The sequence below is a fragment of the Thalassotalea hakodatensis genome, assembly GCF_030295995.1.
Classification (GTDB): domain Bacteria; phylum Pseudomonadota; class Gammaproteobacteria; order Enterobacterales; family Alteromonadaceae; genus Thalassotalea_C; species Thalassotalea_C hakodatensis.
The window spans coordinates 3,974,589-3,993,229 of the sequence record NZ_AP027365.1; the positions used below are offsets into that span (position 1 = coordinate 3,974,589).

The following is an 18,641-nucleotide window of genomic DNA, read 5'->3' on the forward strand; positions in this document are numbered from 1 at the left end:
CAAGATTGGCATTATACAGGTCAGTCAAATCAATGATTACAAAATTTAAGATTTATAACAGGAGATACACTATGAACATTAAAAAAGGACTAGCAATTGGCTTAGCAGCTTTAGGTTTATCACTTTCAGCACAAGCTTCGGATATCAACGTTGGTGGTGTAGTTTGGGATCCGGATTCAGTGAATTCTTTCCCAGCTGCAGAAGACTTTTTCAGCAGCGGTAACCTTTTCGAAAATTTCGTTACTCAACCGGGTGACATGGTTAATGGTTTTGGTATTTTTACTCAAATGAACAGTGATTCACCAAATGGCGCTTCATTCTGCCCAGGTTGTGAATTAACCTTTACTTTCTCTATGGAGTTAGTAAGTTTCACACCAACTTCTGGCAATGATGGTGACTTTGAATTTAAAGATTTAGCTATCGATATTTTTGTTGACCATACCCCTGATTATAGTGCTACAGCTGCGTCTGCTTCAGGAACACCAGCCGAGTTATGGTTATCTTTAGTAGCAGATGGTTTCCTAACAGGTTCTGCGACCGATTTTGGTACTGGTAGTGATACTGGTACAGGTTCTGCATTATTAAACGTAACGGGTGGTTTAGCTGCAGGTAACTTCGATACTAACGGTGAATTTAACGGTACTGACATGGTACTTTCTTCTTCATTCCAACCTGGTGGCCCTAACGGTCTTCTTAAAGGTGGTTTCGAATTAACTGGTAATTCAATTCCAGAGCCAGCTTCAATCGCTTTATTAGGTTTAGGTATGTTAGGTTTCGCTGCTTCACGCAAGCGCAAAGCATAATTACTTAATACTAAATAAGAAATTTAAAAGCCACTCATTGAGTGGCTTTTTTAATGCCTTAACTTTAACAACACTCTTCTTAAACACTCCACACGATACTCACCCAATACAGCCATCATTGGCGCACAGCAATAATAGTTGTTCCTGCACGAATAATGAAGAATTATGCAATGTAAAGAAAAAACCTGTAGTGAAACTTTAAAAACAAACTATACGCCTGCACTTTCGTACTTATACCAATTCGCATAAAGATTAAGTCAGTTCAGAGCGATGTCAGAGGTGGGAGAATAAGCGAAACATTTGTTCTACATCAAACACGTTTTGCGCAATTATCGCGCCTCTAACAGGCTCCCAAAGGGCTGACGGATCCCCATTTTTATATAACTGAACATATTTGATAATAAGCTAAAAAGTTTTCTCGACTTTTCTGTAGATAGTGATTTTTAATTTTGTGGAGTCTATGCCGAATTACTTGCTTCGCCAATGTAAGAAACGATAGAACTCTGCGGTGTTTTATCGTATTAGCCTGAAACATTATTTGCCAATTGCGCTGCTCCGCTTCAAAGCCAACAAACCAAAGTAATAGACTGGCTAAACATGCAATTAAGCACAAGGCACTCATTCGCCTTACGCCTTGTGTTTTACTAAACCGCCACGAAAAGCCATATTGTTGGCTTTTGTCATCGCGAAAGTTTTGCTCAATTTGCATCCTTTTACTGTACAACTTAATTACTTGATCACTAGTGAGTGTATTATCTGATGTTGCGAGTAACCATGGCTCATGAGCATGCCGTCGATACATGCGAGTATCTTTAGTAAAACGGCTATTCCCTTTTCGTCCTTTGTATTTTCCTTTGTACAAATGGAGAAATGCATCACATGCTGTTGGACTGTGTTGAGTAACCCTCGCTTTGCCAAGTCGAGTTGGTTGACAGCTCGCTCCCTGATGAAAGGCAGGGAGTTTTTCCCAAGTATTTTTACCTTCTAACTTACATGTCATCGTGCCTCTGAGACGGCCAATAAAGTGCCATCCTAATGAACGGACTTTAGTATACCAAGGAGTAAGAAAACCACCATCTGACAAAATATAAACGGACCGGTGTTCACCAATAACTTGAAGGAGGTTGTCTAAAAATCTGGCATTGGTTTCTGGCGTATCAAAATCTTTTAATTCAACAACCATGTTGTAAAGCACTAAAGAACGGCCGTCAACGAGTAAACTCGCTCTAAGCAGGTGGTAATCTGAACGACAACAACCACTCCAGTCCACTGCAATGGCTAAATAAGGCAAGTTGCTAATGATTGGTTTGGCCAACGAAGCGTATATTTCAACTTGTTGGTTAAACAAATGCTCGTTATTAAGAAAACGATCAACCCTTTTTATTTTATGCTTAATGTTCGCACGCCCAGCTAAGTAACGCCCCAAACTTGTTAAGGTTAATCTATCAGACGCTATAAGTGCTTCAGAGCATGCTTTAAGTGTCTTCATTCTCGCTTGATTGAAATTCGATAAGGACTTATCAAAGAAGTTATGGCAAAGTAAGGATTCAGGCATAGCATTTTACTCTTATTTTTGTTTTGACGAACTAATAAGATCATAAAATGTTGTGCCTGTCATTTTTTGGGGATTCGTCAGCCCAAAGGGCGAGTTTAAACGCTTCATAGCCTGTGTTGTTGATTTTGAAAAGGACGCTACAAGGATGTAGCTTATTAGAGAACGCAGGAGCACGTTCTCCTGAATAACCATTCTCTGCAATCAACGCCGTGCCTCTAAAGCGTTTAACTCTCGCTGAATGACCGAATATTTATGCGAATTGGTATTAATGAGTTTACGTGCATCAATAGATCTTCTTCACAGAAGCTTCACAACTAGATTGCTACCTTTGGATTATTCAACCATTTATTTAGTTAGCAACATGAGAGTTCTCTACTTCTTTTTAATTTTTTTTTAACTGCGTGTAACAGCAAGCATCTGGATATTATGCCTGACTTAAAAGATCCGACCATTGTTAATAAACAGCTTACTGTGAATCAAATGCACCAAGACATCGATTACTTAATTGAAGGTGCTTTAGCAAGGCACCCAGACTTTTCTGCCTATGCCAATCTTGAAGAACTAAGTCGAGCAATACATAAAGTTAAACAAGAAATTACCAAGCCTATGATCAGAGCAGAGTTTTATCGTTATATCGGTAAACTTAACCATCTTTTTAATGACGGACATTCTTTCTTAATTTGGCCTTACAACGAGTGGAAAATCATAAAAGAGCAAGGAAAGTTAATATTTCCATTTGATATTGTAATTTCTGAGTCTGCAGAGATTATTATCAAAAATACTTATAGCGACGTTAATAATAAACTTATAGCTGGAACAACCATAAATAAAATCAACGGAGTGCCATCTAAAGAACTGATTAGCGCTCTCCAACAGTATGTAGGTGGTGAGACGCAGCGACTAAGAGAGCAAATTGCTGCAGAACGTTTTAGTCTAGTACTTTGGGCTGTTTATGGTTTCATCAGCCAATTTGAGCTAGAAGTTTCCTTAGATAACAAAACGTCTACACTTTTAGTAAGCACCGGGCAAAAGTGGGAACAAAATATAGTTGCAGGAACCAAAAAACCATACTATTACAAAGTCATTAAGCCTGGTGTTGGCTACTTATATCTAGAACATTTTGATATTGATCCCGATACATTTGAAGAGTTCATTGATAAAACATTCACTGAAATCAAGCAAGAAAAAATTAGCTCTCTTATTATTGATATACGTAACAATTCAGGAGGAAATACCGACACAGTTACTTATTTAACTCGCTATATAGCGGACAAGCCATTTCGGTTAATCTCGTCTGTACGTGAAAAGTTAAATCAAGATAATCGTGGTTGGTTTGACTATAAAGGTGAAGTAGGTAAAATCATCACTAAAGAATGGACAGATATGGAAAAACCGATAGCAAACGGATATCAATTTACTGGTAATACTTATTTACTAATTGGTGCTGTAAGTTACTCTTCAGCAATAGTTTTTGCTACAACATTAAAAGATAACCAATTCGCCACTCTAGTTGGTGAAGTTACAGGCGGTTTTGCGAATCAAACAGCGCAAGGTAATCTATTTAACTTGCCAAACTCTCAATTACGCGCTTATATTGCAACGCGTAGTTTAGTGCGTCCGAGCGGTGATTTAACTCGTCAAGGCGTTGTTCCACATCATATTGCTTATAATTCTCCAGATGATATCAAAGCTCAACAAGATGCTGGTATCGAGCGTATTTTGTCGTTAATAGGGATAAAATAACTATGCCAGAAACGTATACAATATTGATTGTAGAAGACAACATAGATATTGCAGGTCAACTTGGTCATTATTTAGGTGAAAAAGGCTTTGTAACTGATTTCGCCCATGATGGTAAGACCGCAATCAACTTACTCGCTAAAGAGCGCTTTGATATAGTCATATTAGATCTTATGTTGCCAGATACCAATGGCCTTGCGATATGCAAACATATAAAACAAACGTCTGAAACAAACATTCCTGTCCTCATGCTAACAGCAAGAGATAGTTTGGGAGAAAAAGTCGATGGGTTTGGTGCAGGTGCCGATGATTATTTAACCAAGCCATTTGCACTTGAGGAAGTTTATGTACGATGTTTAGCGCTAGGTAAACGTAATCAGCTTCATAAAGCTAGCAGTATTAGTATCGGGTTATTAAATATCGACTTTCTCAAACACAAGGTAACCAGAAATAACCAACCCATTTCGTTATCAAGTACTGACTTTGCTATTTTGAAGTTGTTAGTGGAAGCTTATCCAAACGCCGTAAATAAACGATTTTTAGCAGAAAAAATATGGGGTGATGAGTTGCCTAAAACAGATGCCATCCGCAGTCATATATACACTTTAAGAAATGCAGTAGACAAACCTTTTGAATATGCCATGATTAAAACTTTACATGGTATTGGCTTTAAGTTAGAAGTTCCAGATTAAAGTGGCACATGGATAATACACAACGTAGTTTACCCTCTGCAATTACTTACCTTGTGGTTGGGTTGGCACTGACATATACTGTTATCTACAGCCTACTAATTCTAACCTACTCATGGATAGTTGAAGATAATATATTCAACCGTTTAGTAGCTTCTGAAGCGAATTACATTGAACAACAGTTTTTACTAACAAATAAAGTCTCTCCCCCTCGTGCAGGGTTTATTACGCTACATAAAAATTGGCATGATGTACCAGTTAAAATAGCCAAAGGTTATGTTATTAATCCCAAACAGGTTGAATATTCGCTTGATGATGGTCGTTCCGTACATGTTCAAGTATTTGAACTCGGTGGAAATGTTTACACCTTGCTAGCCGATGTGGCAGGCTTTGAGGTAAGCAGAGATTACCTACCTAATATTATTGTTTGGTTAGTGGCATTCGCGACTTTTCTTGCGTTTATTGTCTCTATGGTAGCTTATTTAATTGCAAAACGAATCACTAATCCTATTAAGATACTTGCTAATGATGTGAGCAAATTTTCAGTGAATTACATTCCGAAAGACTTTGCCCACTCCTACCCAGATAATGAGCTTAGAATATTGGCGACGAAGATCGAGCAAAGCTTCAGTCAATTACAGGCCGCACTCAAAAGAGAGGTGAACTTTACCCGTGACGTAAGTCATGAAATTCGAACGCCGATTAGCATCGTGAAAAATGTACTTAGTAATTACCAGAAGTCTCTAACTTTAAGCTCTGAAGAATTTGAACAGATTTACCAGGCTAACTTTGAACTTGAAAAAATCACTCATACATTATTAGCTTTAGCAAGAAATGAATCAAGTGAAACCACCAGTGTAAATTTAACTGAGCTCATTGAAAATATAGTATTGCAACATTTTGAGCTAAATCATTCTGAGAAAGGTAAAGCACTGAAATTAAAACTACAATTAGAAGAAAATGTCTTTCAAACAGTCAATAAAAATTTAGTCCAAATATTACTCAATAATATACTGTCCAATATAGTGCAATACGCCACTGCAACTCATGTTGCTATATTGCTCTCCAGCGTTGGTATGTCCTTTAGAAATCAGACGGCAGATTTGGTGCCAAACCAACCACAAAGAAGTGGCACTAAAAGTTTTTCCAGTACAGGCATAGGACAAGGGCTTAATTTAATTGAGCGAATTTGTGAAACAAATGGCTGGAAAATGAGGGCTGATTACCAGCAAGGAATGTTCGAGCTTAAGATCTATTTCAATCCTCAGGTTACACCAGTAGTTACGGCGTAAATTAGTTTAATTTTCATTTTAGCTTATCTATACAAGTATTAAATTAATGTACCTTCTCTTTATTGAGGAGCGCTTCATGAAAACTTATCTACTCGCGCATTAATAGCCGTCTTATAAAATATTAATCAATCATTAGCTGAGATGCGTTTCACCCCACTGAATTCTGAGTATGGAAATGAGGGGACAACAACATATTTGGTATCGATTGAAAGTGGTATTGCATTGTATGTTGTTAGCCATAAGTGTAGTGAGGTACATGTTCATAATCATAAAAATTACTTGCCTCTAATTTAGGGTCTGTTGATCTTTCGCATTTATTTTTGCAGCAGTTTATACCAATTCGCATAAAGATTAAGTCAGTTCAGAGCGATGTCAGAGGTGGGAGAATAAGCAAAACGTGGCAGGTATAGTTGTTACGTTTTGCGCAATTATCGCGCCTCTAACACGCTCCCAAAGGGCTGACGAATCCCCAAAAAATGACAGGCACAACATTTTATGATCTTATTAGTTCGTCAAAACAAAAATAAGAGTAAAATGCTATGCCTGAATCCTTACTTTGCCATAACTTCTTTGATAAGTCCTTATCGAATTTCAATCAAGCGAGAATGAAGACACTTAAAGCATGCTCTGAAGCACTTATAGCGTCTGATAGATTAACCTTAACAAGTTTGGGGCGTTACTTAGCTGGGCGTGCGAACATTAAGCATAAAATAAAAAGGGTTGATCGTTTTCTTAATAACGAGCATTTGTTTAACCAACAAGTTGAAATATACGCTTCGTTGGCCAAACCAATCATTAGCAACTTGCCTTATTTAGCCATTGCAGTGGACTGGAGTGGTTGTTGTCGTTCAGATTACCACCTGCTTAGAGCGAGTTTACTCGTTGATGGTCGTTCTTTAGTGCTTTACAACATGGTTGTTGAATTAAAAGATTTTGATACGCCAGAAACCAATGCCAGATTTTTAGACAACCTCCTTCAAGTTATTGGTGAACACCGGTCCGTTTATATTTTGTCAGATGGTGGTTTTCTTACTCCTTGGTATACTAAAGTCCGTTCATTAGGATGGCACTTTATTGGCCGTCTCAGAGGCACGATGACATGTAAGTTAGAAGGTAAAAATACTTGGGAAAAACTCCCTGCCTTTCATCAGGGAGCGAGCTGTCAACCAACTCGACTTGGCAAAGCGAGGGTTACTCAACACAGTCCAACAGCATGTGATGCATTTCTCCATTTGTACAAAGGAAAATACAAAGGACGAAAAGGGAATAGCCGTTTTACTAAAGATACTCGCATGTATCGACGGCATGCTCATGAGCCATGGTTACTCGCAACATCAGATAATACACTCACTAGTGATCAAGTAATTAAGTTGTACAGTAAAAGGATGCAAATTGAGCAAAACTTTCGCGATGACAAAAGCCAACAATATGGCTTTTCGTGGCGGTTTAGTAAAACACAAGGCGTAAGGCGAATGAGTGCCTTGTGCTTAATTGCATGTTTAGCCAGTCTATTACTTTGGTTTGTTGGCTTTGAAGCGGAGCAGCGCAATTGGCAAATAATGTTTCAGGCTAATACGATAAAACACCGCAGAGTTCTATCGTTTCTTACATTGGCGAAGCAAGTAATTCGGCATAGACTCCACAAAATTAAAAATCACTATCTACAGAAAAGTCGAGAAAACTTTTTAGCTTATTATCAAATATGTTCAGTTATATAAAAATGGGGATCCGTCAGCCCAAAGGGCGAGTTTAAACGCTTCATAGCCTGTGTTGTTGATTTTAACAAGGACGCTACAAAATGATTTGCTCTATTGCGTTTTTGTCTAATCGGGTATGTCTGATGTCTTCTGCAATAGTTGCCCCTATAGCTTGATAAAATTGACGACCAGAATCATTATCTGAGGCTACGATCCAATCAATACGTGCCATATCGTTATCTTTCGATATTTGACAAAGGCGCTTAATGAGTTCCTTCCCAAAGCCATATCCGCGATATTCTTCGTATATATACAAATCATCAAGCCATAAACCAGGTTTTGCTAAAAACGTTGAATAAATTTCGTAATATGTAGCAATTCCTACTAACTGACTGTTAATTTCAGCAACAATAGCTTTGACTTTGGGTTGCTGGGAAAAAAACATTGTTGCAAGTATTTCTTCATCGAGAATTAAAGAGTCTATACAGCCATCAAATTCCGCTTTTGCTTGAATTAACGATAAAACAGCCGTTAAATCTTTTTCTTGAATCTCTCTTATCATCATTTTATCAATGCCTTATGCCCTATTAAATTATGACCCAAAAATTCGGTTTGATAATCTTCTAAAATTGGATCTATTTTATTTTCGTCGATTAGTTTTTTTAGTTTCCTGTCGAACAGCTTTACAAGCCTATTAACAGTTTTTCGTTTAGCCTGAACAGGTGAGAATGCCAAATAAACACCCTCTTCAGATATACACCCAGCTTCTACTATTTTTTCCGAAAGACCAAGCCTACTCACTTCAAGTTTCGTTGAATTTCGTGTAAAAATGAAAGTATCAATTCTTTCTTTTATTAACTTACCGATATTTTGCTTAATGTATCGATCATGATAAGACTGAGATTGAAACTGGTATGGGTTTTTAATTATGTAGTTTTTTAACTCTGGTATTGATGTATCTGTGGCTATACCAATTTGAACCCCTTCTAATGAATCGAGTCCTGAATAAGTCCAAAGGGATTGTTTCAGCTTATAAAAACACATTTTTTGAATCCCAATAGGTGTATTTGGGTATGCTAAATCCGGCGCCTCTTTCTTAGCGGGTGATAATAACGCCATATATTTTCCATCTTTGACATACATTATAGCTCTGGACCAAGGGTAATTATCTATCTTTAACTCGATATTTTCACCGTCAAAGACAAGCTTCAATATTTCAACGATATAACCTGGTTTGGATGAGTTATTAGGGCAAATTTGCGGACACCAATCAATAGCGGCAACATTAATAATAGTCGGCGGCAGTGAAGCGCTAGATACAGGCACTGTATAAACTAACAATACCATTACTAAAAGGTAGTGACTCATTAATGTTTTAAAACTCACCAACTCACTATTAATACGAGCTTTTATTTTAATCTTAAGCTTTAAAGCAATGTTTTTATTTATACTCAAAGCTTTTCACTCCACAACTACTGTGTCTATGTACAAGTAACTATACATTTTCTAACATGTATTTCGTGAAGGTTTCGTGAAGAAAGCGACAAAAGCTTAAGATCTCGATCACTCTTAGAAATATTTATTGAGAATAATTAACAAATCATCAGCCCTACATTAAAGATTCTATTCGGTGGGTATTTGTTAACTTACAAAAAAATCTTCACAAGAAAACGACATACATTGATTAAAGGTACTCTGCATTATTGTGAAAATTTAATTATTGGTTTGTCATTAGCCGTTTTTTTAATTTGTCCTAAATCATTAGCGGAAACGTGTGCGCCTAGCTGATTTCTGAGCATGGTAATGAAAGGAACACAAACAAAATTACGGCTTAGAGGAGTTAACATAGGTTTACTTGGCCTTAAGTAACAATGATATCACGCTAAATATCGTTAGCCCAAAGGCGATTCAGCTTAGTTCACAATAAAAAAAGGTGACCTAACGCCAGCGTTATAGCAGCTCTATGCCATTGGCCTGCAGCGCTTGTAAACATAAAGCTAGCAAAGGCTTGTCCGTCTGCCTAAAAGGTAAACAAGTTAATAGTTCATATTAAAAGAAGATCAAGCGTTTAAAGCAGAGTTACTCGATAAATACTCGTTTATCTTAGATCCCATATTGAAAGAGCGTGGAGTAAATTTTGTGGCTAACTCGCCAATGCTGCCATACCTTGCAGAAGATGTGTTATTAATTACGGCACAAAACCCGATGTCAGTAGCCAAAGCAGCAGAATGCATTAATTGTAAAATTAGGAAAATAATTTATACAAGATTTATTTAAAGGTGAAGCGACAATGCGGTCTATTTCACAAGCTCCAGTCGAAGGAGCCTATTTAATTGATCTGGCGTTATCTGAATTCACAGGAAAATTACAAATTACAATACTTAGCTTTATATGTTTTTTACGCATATAGATTGGCCGAGGACCAAGCAGATAAATTAATTGAGTTACGTGTATACAGCGTGTTAGTCATTACTTTTCTCATCCTAATTATTATTTTCAGAAATACAAACGATAGTGTATTTAGAGCAAGGTTATAACGATAAAGCAAGGGCAGAAAGGCAAAACTTACAAAAAACGTTCCCTGAATTTAAAGTAACAAAAGATTTACTAGGCATTTAGTAATATCTAAGCAACTTGATTTATCGAGCTATGAACTAGAACGAGCCACAAGTAAATTGACTTGTGATTTATACAACTATTAATCATTTTATTTTTTAAGGAAGTTATGGACGCCATTAAAATATTACAACCCATAATTATTATGGGGCTGCATACCCTAATAATTACAATCTATATGTTTATCACTCGAATTTCAGCGATGAAAAAGCTGAAAATACACCCAGAAAAAGGTCAGGATACTAGTAATTTAAAGTTATTGTTACCGGCAGAAGTTAACAGAATATCAAATAATTATAATCACTTGTTCGAGCAGCCCACATTATTTTATGCTGTAGTACTTTTAATCGCTTTATTAGGGCATGTTGATACTTTAAGTGTGATTTGTGCTTGGAGTTATGTTGCAGTTCGAGTGATCCATTCTTTAATACAAATCACCATAGACCGCGTATTGATCAGGTTTTATCTATTCTTATTCTCATGGCTAATACTCGCAGCAATGTTAATAAAAGAAGCAAAGATAATATTTTTTTAAGTTATGCTGACCATTCCCTGAGCCTAGCATTAGGTTTAGGGAATAGTTATCTCTTAAAATAAATCGAAGTATAATCCTGTAGAAAATAACTCCCCACTAAATAAACTCTGACATTAAAAATATTTATTGTTCTTCACAAAATCACGACGAAGCTTATATTAAAATTAAAGCATGTGATGTTTCACACGATTTATTCGCTCAGGATCTTTGTAAAAACTTTACTGATCCCGTTATACATTAGGAAAATAATAATGAAACTGACCCTAAGTACGATTTATTTATTAACACTGCTATTTTATTCAAATTTTTCAATCGCTCAGGAGTGCAATGAAACTTGCCAAGTCAACGCCGTTACTGCCTATTTTAGTGCACTCGATAAAGTTGCTAAAAAAGACTCTACAGCCAAAGATATTGATGCGTTTCTCGCGCTAATGCATAGCGATGTGAAATACGTTCACGTTGAATATGGTGCAAAGTTTGATCTGGTTAACTGGCGTGAAGCATTTTTACGAAACTTAGACCGAGGTATGTATCAAAATACAGATCAAAATGAACAACGAATTATTAAATATATATCCGGAAAAAGTTATATCGCCGTAGAGTATTCTCACGGGATTATTCAAAACAATGAGCAATGGGAAGCAACAGAGCCACTGCTTGTGATATTTGCTTTCACTGAAGGAAAAATATCACTGATTAAAGAGTTATGGTGAAAACTAAGTCTCGAAAAATAAAGTGTTTTGTAACGTAGCCAAAAAATCATTGGTATGGATAAAAATGACTAACATGATAAAAAAGTTAATTCTGGTAATTACTTCACTAATTATATTAGGAAGTATCTTTGGCGTTATTTACGAGCAATATTCTCGTTATAACGCCGAAAAAAATCTGCAACCACATGGAGAATTACTCGATGTAGGTGGGCACAAACTACACTACTATAAACAAGGGACAAAGGGACCTACAGTAGTATTCGAATCAGCTTTTGACCCTGCTGGTCATTTACAGTGGTTCAATTTGCAGAAACAGTTATCTGGCTTTGCAACTACCGTTTCCTACGATAGAGCTGGTTTGATGTGGAGCGAACGAGGAGCCAACCCGAAATCTGGCAAATTCATGGCCAAAGAGCTACATACGTTACTTGAAAGAACTGGGGTTTCAAAGCCCTACATTCTAGTTGGACATTCATTAGGAGGGATAATTTTAAGAAATTTTATAGCGTCTTATCCACAAGATGTCGCTGGGGTAATTTTGGTTGAGAGTGCGCATCCAGAAGCACAAAAATTCATATCTGCTGAATTGAATAGTACAATTAACGAACAAATACCTGGTAGTTTACTTAAGTTTGCAAATAATGTTGGTCTTTTACGTCTAATGTTTAAAAATTCGTTTCCAGATAATAGTGAGTATGATTATCAAAACTCTCTTTATCCTGCGCTCCTTTATAAAAGTGCTAATGCAATTATTGAGGAACAAAATAAAATACCGCAACTCTACAAGGAGGCTAGCGATATAAAGTCTTTTGGGGATATTCCTCTTATTGTCATTACTGCTACAGATACAAACAGGTATGATAATTATTTTAGTGATGAAAAGTTAAAAACTGAATTAATTCATGCGCTGGAAGTAATGCAAAAAGATCTATTAAAGCTCTCAACTCAGAGTGAACAAATTTTGGCTCCAAACAGTAGCCACTATATAAATGAAGACCGCCCAGATATCATAATAGACGCAATCAAAAAAATGATTACATACACCAATGGATGAAAATCATTCAAGTTCCTGAACTTGATTACTTCATTGAAAGCTGGGAAATACACTATTTGATGTTTACAACCTATATAAATAGTGTCGTCACAACGGCTAAATAAAGCAATAAAATAATAATTAAGGGTATATGAGCAGAATGAAATTTCTTCTAGGTAGAAAAGTCGCCAACTTAGTAGTTATATTTGGTGGGTTATTCAGCTTTCTCGTGCACAGTAATCCGAGTGTGCTTAACGAAAAGCTTAATGAAAATGAAACTAATCAAGTTATATCAGCAGTATGCGACTTACTTGATAAAAAATATATATTTCCGGAAGTATCTAAAGAAATAGATCAGCTGTTTAAAACTAAATTAAAAAAGGGTGATTACAAAAAGTTCAATAATGCTCGTGAGTTAGCCCAACAGTTAACTAAAGATATGCAATCAATTAGTCATGATCGTCATTTAAGAGTACTTTTTGACCCTAAACGTATAATGCAAAGTCGTGAGCAAGAAAAACAAGCAGTAGACCCCGCTAAAGAAAAAATAGAGAGGCTAATACGGCGGACAAAAAACCATGGTTTTAAACAAGTCTCTATACTAGATGGTAATATCGGTTATATAGACTTAAGACATTTCGACTTTCCCGATGAAGCTTCTGACACTGTCACTGCAGCGATGACATTCCTTGAAAACACTGACGCTCTAATTTTTGATCTTAGACACAATGGTGGGGGTTCACCCTCAATGGTTCAATTACTTGTGAGTTATTTATTAGATGCAGAACCAATCCAACTCAATGATATTTACAAGCGTGACTTGAATATTACTAAACAATACTGGAGTTTAGCGTCAGTGCCTGGTAAACGACGCCCTAATACTGACGTATATGTATTAACAAGTAGAAGTACTTTTTCCGCTGCTGAAGATTTTTCATATACTTTAAAACACTTAAACCGAGCAACAATTATTGGCGAAACAACGGGGGGAGGTGCTCACCCAGGTGGAAGGGAAATTGCTACCGATAGGTTTATGGTATGGATACCAACCGCACGTTCCATTAATCCAATAACAGGAGGGAACTGGGAAGGGGTAGGTGTAAAACCACATATAGAGCAATCAGCTAAAACTGCCTTAAATACTGCTCATATTATGGCATTAGAATCACTAACCTCGAACAACAAGGGAAGCCAACAAATCAATCAATGGTACTTAACAGCATTAAAAGCTAGATCAGAAAAACCTCAAGTTGCAAGTGAAGTGCTCATAAAATACGCAGGTAATTATGGTGTTCGTACCTTAACATTTGAAAATGGAGCTTTATATTATCAGCGTAAAGGAAATAATAAATTGAAACTATTTCCGATCAACGATCATTTGTTCATGGTTGAAGGGAAAAATGACTTCAGAATTAAAGTCGTAGTGGAAGACCAGAAAGTAGTTGCTATACAAGGTATTTCAGATAATGGCTCTTATAGTCAAAATGCTAGAGAAGCTTCAACACTCTAATCTTGCAAAGAGAGCTTGGGTTAGTTTAGTTGTGTCATTCATAGAGATCATTTCAATTTTGCGATCTCTAAATTTTTCTTGAAATTTGATAGTAGAACACGCTCATTATGAGCTACTACAGAAACCAGCGTTGTTAGTTTTTTGATAAAGTTTTATCCACTTTAATCTTTGTGAATTTCATCATTCATGACACCTAAGTATTAAAAGGGTGCTTCACATCCTTAGCATTAAAATGATGATAATCTCATACTCATCTCTGCTACGGCATCTGTATGTATGGAACTATGAATGATGACTTGCTCTGCACATTCACGTTTAAACTCAGCTGTTAATCTTTTCTTTGGTATGTTCCCTCGTTAATTAATATAACTTAATCCCTAACGAGGTCTCTAGTTAAACTGTACCGTTATAGAAATCTACGGACTAGGTTTCAATAAGCTTTAAAAACAAACAATACTGAGTACCAATGGAGCGTAACGATCATTATTCTATATTCTGGATCTGCTCACGCATCTGCTCAATAAGCACTTTTAATTCAACAGCTGAGTTGGTAATATCTGCATTAATTGATTTTGAGCCTAATGTGTTTGCCTCACGATTAAATTCTTGCATCATAAAATCTAAACGGCGGCCTTGTGCACCACCTTTTTTAAGTATATTTTTGGTTTCTTTTACATGGCTGTATAGACGATCAATTTCTTCGTCTACGTCCATCTTCTGTGCAAGTAATACTAATTCTTGCTCTACACGGGTAGATTCAAGCTCAATTTTAGCGTCAGTAAATTTATCAATTATGCGGTTGCGTTGCCATTGAATAACTTCTGGCATGAATGCTTTCACTTTTTCAGCTTCAGCAGTGATGCCGTCTAAACGCTGTTCTATAAGTTTCTTCATGTTTTCGCCTTCGCTTGCTCGCGCGGCAATGAAATCTTTTAATGCTTGATCGAAGCCTTTTAGAATATCGGTTTGTATCACATCTAAATCAGCTTCTTCTGTTTCCATCACGCCTGGCCAACGCATAATTTCTACAGGATTTACTTGGCTGTTAAGGGTTTGTTCGTTTATCCAACTTGCATGCTCTAATAGCTGTGTGGCAAGTTCTTGGTTAAGTGATAACTTACCTTTAGCTGAAGGATTAGGATTAAACCGTAAATTACATTCAACTTTACCGCGTGCTAATGCTTTACGAAAACGCTCCCGTAATACGGGTTCAATGCTGCGAAATTGCTCAGGCAAGCGAAAGTAGTTTTCTAAAAAGCGTTGATTAACACTGCGAATTTCCCAAATTGCATTACCCCAAGACTCTTTAACTTCTGCGCGGGAAAATGCCGTCATACTGTGGATCATAATCTTTCCTATTAACTAATTTTATAAGAATGAACTGGAAGATTATGCCTTACCTATATTTAATCAGCCACGTTTAATTGATAAAGTGTAGTGTGTGTGAAAGCGATATCTTCACATTATTCGGTATTTTGGGCTTTCAACCATTGTTGTTTAATATGCTCAGCAACCCTAAAAGCATTTGCATATATAGTATAGGTATATGGAACACTACCACCTGTTGGCATAAAAGAACCGTCTGTCACATAAAGATTTGTCACTTCATGTGCTCGGCAATTTTTATCAAGTACAGAAGTATTTGGATCGTCACCAAACCGACAGCCCCCAGCCATTAAGTTAGTCGGTGGCGCGCTACTAACGGATGTTGTTATATTTTTAGCACCAAGTTTTTCAAGTAGTTTAGCGCCTTTTTGCACCAGATACTCTGCTACCTGAATATCTTGAGGGTGAGCACCTATACGCACTTTTGCAACAGGATCGCCCCATTGGTCGGTCACTTCTTCATCTAAAGCAACGAAACAATCATCATTTGGTAACCAATCGGTAAAAGCCTCAAAGCGTAAGGTTTTATGAGAAGTAAACTTGTTGTAGAGCTTTTCTTTTAGTTGTTCGCCCCAAATAAGATCGCCTTCCTCGTCATATTCTGTGTCATAAGCGCGAGCAATCGGGTTATGGTAAAACAGAAAATCAAGCGTGCCACCTTTGGCTTTCCCTTTTTGGCTTACACCCTCAAAGTTTTCATCATTGATTTGATACCAATCTTGTAACGCACGATTAATGAATGGCCCTTCAGTTTGTAATTCACGTGCTTGTTCAGGTGTTAAATCATCAAAGTAGAAATCACCTCGACCACCGCCACCGCCACTGAAAATTAAGTTTTTACCGACTTGACCATTGTTATTTGCCAAGCCTTGTTGAAAGTGTTTGCTTTTTGAACTCAGCAAAAGTCGACTGGTTTCAATAGCCTGACAAGCAACCACGTAAGTATCTGCGATGATGCGTTTTTTATGACCTTTAGCATCATAATAATGAACAGCACTCACTTGGCTTTTTTGTTCACTTGCTAAATAAAAAACTTTCGCATTCGGCACTATGGTTAAGTTCCCCGTGGCAACAGCGTGGTTGAGTAATGCCGCTCTACCGCTACCTTTCGCACCAGTAGAACAACCATAACGACTGCAATAGCCTGAATATTCGCAGCTTTTCCTACCCATGGCCGGTTGCGATAGTATTGCGCGTGGAATGGGGAAAGCATGGTAACCCAGTAAATCGGCTGCTTTATCAATCCATTTAGCTACTGGGTGATCAATAAGTGGGGGGTATGGGTAATCCTCTTTATGAGGTTCTAAGTATGGATGCTCAACCACTTTTCCTGAAACGCCAATTTCACGATCAACTTGGCGATAAAAAGGTTCAAGTTCCTGATAACTAATCGGCCAATCAACGATGTTAGCACCTGCTATATCACCAAAAGATGATTGTAACGCAAAATCAACGGGCTTTAAGCGATGAAAATAACCACTCATAAAGTTAGAAGAACCGCCTACCACATTACCGTTCCAAAATGTCCAACCCGATTCGCTGGTCGCCTCTTTATGCCAATGAGTTTCACCATCTTCTACATGACTTTCTTCAATCACATGCTGTTCATCAGTAAGCGCAGGGTTGTAACTGTCGCGTACATTGGCAGCAAGTTCATCTTTATAAAACTCTTTTTCTGTCAACCAAGGGCCTTTTTCTAAGACAATAACGTTAGCGCCTGCTTTTGCTAATGTATAAGCAATAGGGGATGCGCCAGCCCCACTGCCGACAATACAAATATCATATTTCATGCTTTATTAGACCTATAAGAAGGTGGGCGTTTAACAATGTTCTCGGTTACATTTTTGGTGGGAATGACAGTCGAATTTACTGCAACAGTGCTTCTTGCGGGCAGTTCATAATACCGTTTTCCCTTTTCCGGTAAGGGGAAGCCCATTTGATGTGCTAACCATTGCCAACCAATACCCTTTGGGTTTCCACCATAAGCGGGCGGTGAAAGCATGGCTTCGTAAATATTTAAAATCATCATATTCAACCAGCTTTTCCCCGCCGTTGAACGACTAATTCCTGTCAACACCTGCTGTTTCTCATCATCCGTCAAGGCAATAAATAATCGATCATACCGCTTGTTAGTAAAGCCATTTAGCCATTGTACGCCTTGAAAAATGAAAGCAACTTCTTCTTTATCGGTTGGTTGCTCATAAACTAATAAATATAAATACAAACACGCATTAATCTCCTTAGCACCTGGCCCAGAAGCCGAACTTGGTAAAAGGTGTTGTTGTACCGAATCTAACGTTTGCCAATCACCCTGTTTCTTATCTTGCTGATATTTATCAAGTAAGTCTTCACTTACTACTGACATAGGAAAAGTAGAAACTAAAGCACTTGCACCAGCGGCTGACTTTAATAATTTACGACGATTAAGCTTCTTTGACAGCCACGATGGCGTTTGTTGATAACGTTGTTCAAAAGACTCACTCATTCTGCCGAAATCCTTTTTAAGTTCTGTGAATTCTGACTCATTTGCCAAGTATCAATAAACATAAGCCAAGCCTTACGAGAATGTTCGCCATTTGCATCAATAAACTCTCCAGTATCTTTTGAGAGCATTACTTTCCCTGTATTCGTCGACACAAAGATATGCGGATAGCCAACCACTGGTGGAAGAGACTTTAGAAAATCATTATTATCATTATGTTCACTGACATTAATTTTTAATAAAACAAATGCTTGGTGTAATGCGTTATTTACGTCTGGATTTTTAGTTAAAAATACCTCCATTTTCTGGCACCACACACACCAGTTACCTCCTATTTCTATTAAAATATTACGTTGTGTTTTACTCGCTAATTCAATTGCAGCTCTCGCATCATCGAAAGGGTTTCTTGACGCATCATACCCTTGGCTAAAGGCAGGTAAATGAATGCTTGCCTGCGCGAAAACTGGTTTAACATTCGAACTACTACAAAGTATAAACAGCATAACAAGCAACGTTTTCAGCATATTTTTTCTACTTTTATCACATCAATAATCATTAAGACCTCAGCTTCCTTAGCTTTCTTTCATTAA

The 18,641-nt window shown here is 37.3% G+C and carries 16 protein-coding genes; 9 read left to right on the forward strand and 7 right to left on the reverse strand.

Going from position 1 to position 18,641, the window contains the following annotated elements; genetic code table 11:
• Positions 1-71 precede the first annotated feature (71 nt).
• The gene (locus QUE72_RS17645; RefSeq protein ID WP_286270442.1) at positions 72-803 is read left to right on the forward strand and encodes a PEP-CTERM sorting domain-containing protein; all 732 of its coding nucleotides are present in this window, start codon (positions 72-74) and stop codon (positions 801-803) included.
• 376 nt (positions 804-1,179) lie between these two features.
• Here QUE72_RS17645 and QUE72_RS17650 read toward each other — a convergent pair whose 3' ends face one another.
• Positions 1,180-2,358, reverse strand: coding sequence for an IS4 family transposase (locus QUE72_RS17650; RefSeq protein ID WP_286269174.1), 1,179 nt, complete (start codon positions 2,356-2,358; stop codon positions 1,180-1,182).
• Positions 2,359-2,784: 426 nt separating this feature from the next.
• On the opposite strand from QUE72_RS17650, the gene QUE72_RS17655 reads away from it, so the two are divergent.
• The 4 genes from QUE72_RS17655 to QUE72_RS17670 all read left to right on the forward strand — a co-directional run bounded on the left by QUE72_RS17655 (position 2,785) and on the right by QUE72_RS17670 (position 7,797).
• Complete coding sequence (locus QUE72_RS17655) at positions 2,785-4,101, forward strand: S41 family peptidase (protein ID WP_286270444.1); 1,317 nt, start codon at positions 2,785-2,787, stop codon at positions 4,099-4,101.
• Positions 4,102-4,103: 2 nt separating this feature from the next.
• Positions 4,104-4,790: a response regulator transcription factor gene (locus QUE72_RS17660; RefSeq protein ID WP_286270446.1), complete on the forward strand. Its 687-nt coding sequence runs from the start codon at positions 4,104-4,106 to the stop codon at positions 4,788-4,790.
• An 8-nt stretch (positions 4,791-4,798) separates the two neighbouring features.
• A complete protein-coding gene (locus QUE72_RS17665) occupies positions 4,799-6,079 on the forward strand; it encodes a sensor histidine kinase (RefSeq protein ID WP_286270448.1) in 1,281 nt (426 codons plus the stop codon).
• Between the two features lie 539 nt (positions 6,080-6,618).
• Positions 6,619-7,797: an IS4 family transposase gene (locus QUE72_RS17670; RefSeq protein WP_286269174.1), complete on the forward strand. Its 1,179-nt coding sequence runs from the start codon at positions 6,619-6,621 to the stop codon at positions 7,795-7,797.
• 73 nt (positions 7,798-7,870) lie between these two features.
• Here QUE72_RS17670 and QUE72_RS17675 read toward each other — a convergent pair whose 3' ends face one another.
• A complete protein-coding gene (locus tag QUE72_RS17675) occupies positions 7,871-8,341 on the reverse strand; it encodes a GNAT family N-acetyltransferase (RefSeq protein ID WP_286270450.1) in 471 nt (156 codons plus the stop codon).
• The gene (locus tag QUE72_RS17680; RefSeq protein WP_286270451.1) at positions 8,338-9,231 is read right to left on the reverse strand and encodes a substrate-binding periplasmic protein; all 894 of its coding nucleotides are present in this window, start codon (positions 9,229-9,231) and stop codon (positions 8,338-8,340) included. The genes QUE72_RS17675 and QUE72_RS17680 overlap by 4 nt, the downstream gene beginning before the upstream one ends.
• Positions 9,232-10,501: 1,270 nt before the next feature.
• Between QUE72_RS17680 and QUE72_RS17685 the strand changes: the two genes are divergently transcribed.
• The 4 genes from QUE72_RS17685 (at position 10,502) to QUE72_RS17700 (ending at position 14,183) form a co-directional block, all read left to right on the forward strand.
• Positions 10,502-10,927 (forward strand): MAPEG family protein, encoded by a 426-nt coding sequence (locus QUE72_RS17685; RefSeq protein WP_286270452.1) that lies wholly within the window; start codon positions 10,502-10,504, stop codon positions 10,925-10,927.
• A gap of 251 nt (positions 10,928-11,178) precedes the next feature.
• Positions 11,179-11,640 (forward strand): nuclear transport factor 2-like protein, encoded by a 462-nt coding sequence (locus QUE72_RS17690; protein ID WP_286270453.1) that lies wholly within the window; start codon positions 11,179-11,181, stop codon positions 11,638-11,640.
• A gap of 64 nt (positions 11,641-11,704) precedes the next feature.
• Entirely contained in the window at positions 11,705-12,694 is a 990-nt protein-coding gene (locus QUE72_RS17695; protein ID WP_286270454.1) for an alpha/beta fold hydrolase, read from the forward strand.
• A gap of 139 nt (positions 12,695-12,833) precedes the next feature.
• Positions 12,834-14,183, forward strand: a complete 1,350-nt coding sequence (locus QUE72_RS17700) for a S41 family peptidase (RefSeq protein ID WP_286270455.1) — start codon at positions 12,834-12,836, stop codon at positions 14,181-14,183.
• A gap of 483 nt (positions 14,184-14,666) precedes the next feature.
• Here QUE72_RS17700 and QUE72_RS17705 read toward each other — a convergent pair whose 3' ends face one another.
• From QUE72_RS17705 to QUE72_RS17720, 4 genes are all read right to left on the reverse strand, one after another.
• Complete coding sequence (locus QUE72_RS17705) at positions 14,667-15,530, reverse strand: YicC/YloC family endoribonuclease (RefSeq protein ID WP_286270456.1); 864 nt, start codon at positions 15,528-15,530, stop codon at positions 14,667-14,669.
• Positions 15,531-15,646: 116 nt separating this feature from the next.
• The gene (locus QUE72_RS17710) at positions 15,647-17,359 is read right to left on the reverse strand and encodes a GMC family oxidoreductase (protein WP_286270457.1); all 1,713 of its coding nucleotides are present in this window, start codon (positions 17,357-17,359) and stop codon (positions 15,647-15,649) included.
• Complete coding sequence (locus QUE72_RS17715; protein ID WP_286270459.1) at positions 17,356-18,054, reverse strand: gluconate 2-dehydrogenase subunit 3 family protein; 699 nt, start codon at positions 18,052-18,054, stop codon at positions 17,356-17,358. The genes QUE72_RS17710 and QUE72_RS17715 overlap by 4 nt, the downstream gene beginning before the upstream one ends.
• Positions 18,051-18,575 (reverse strand): thioredoxin family protein, encoded by a 525-nt coding sequence (locus QUE72_RS17720; protein WP_286270460.1) that lies wholly within the window; start codon positions 18,573-18,575, stop codon positions 18,051-18,053. The genes QUE72_RS17715 and QUE72_RS17720 overlap by 4 nt, the downstream gene beginning before the upstream one ends.
• Positions 18,576-18,641: the final 66 nt, after the last annotated feature.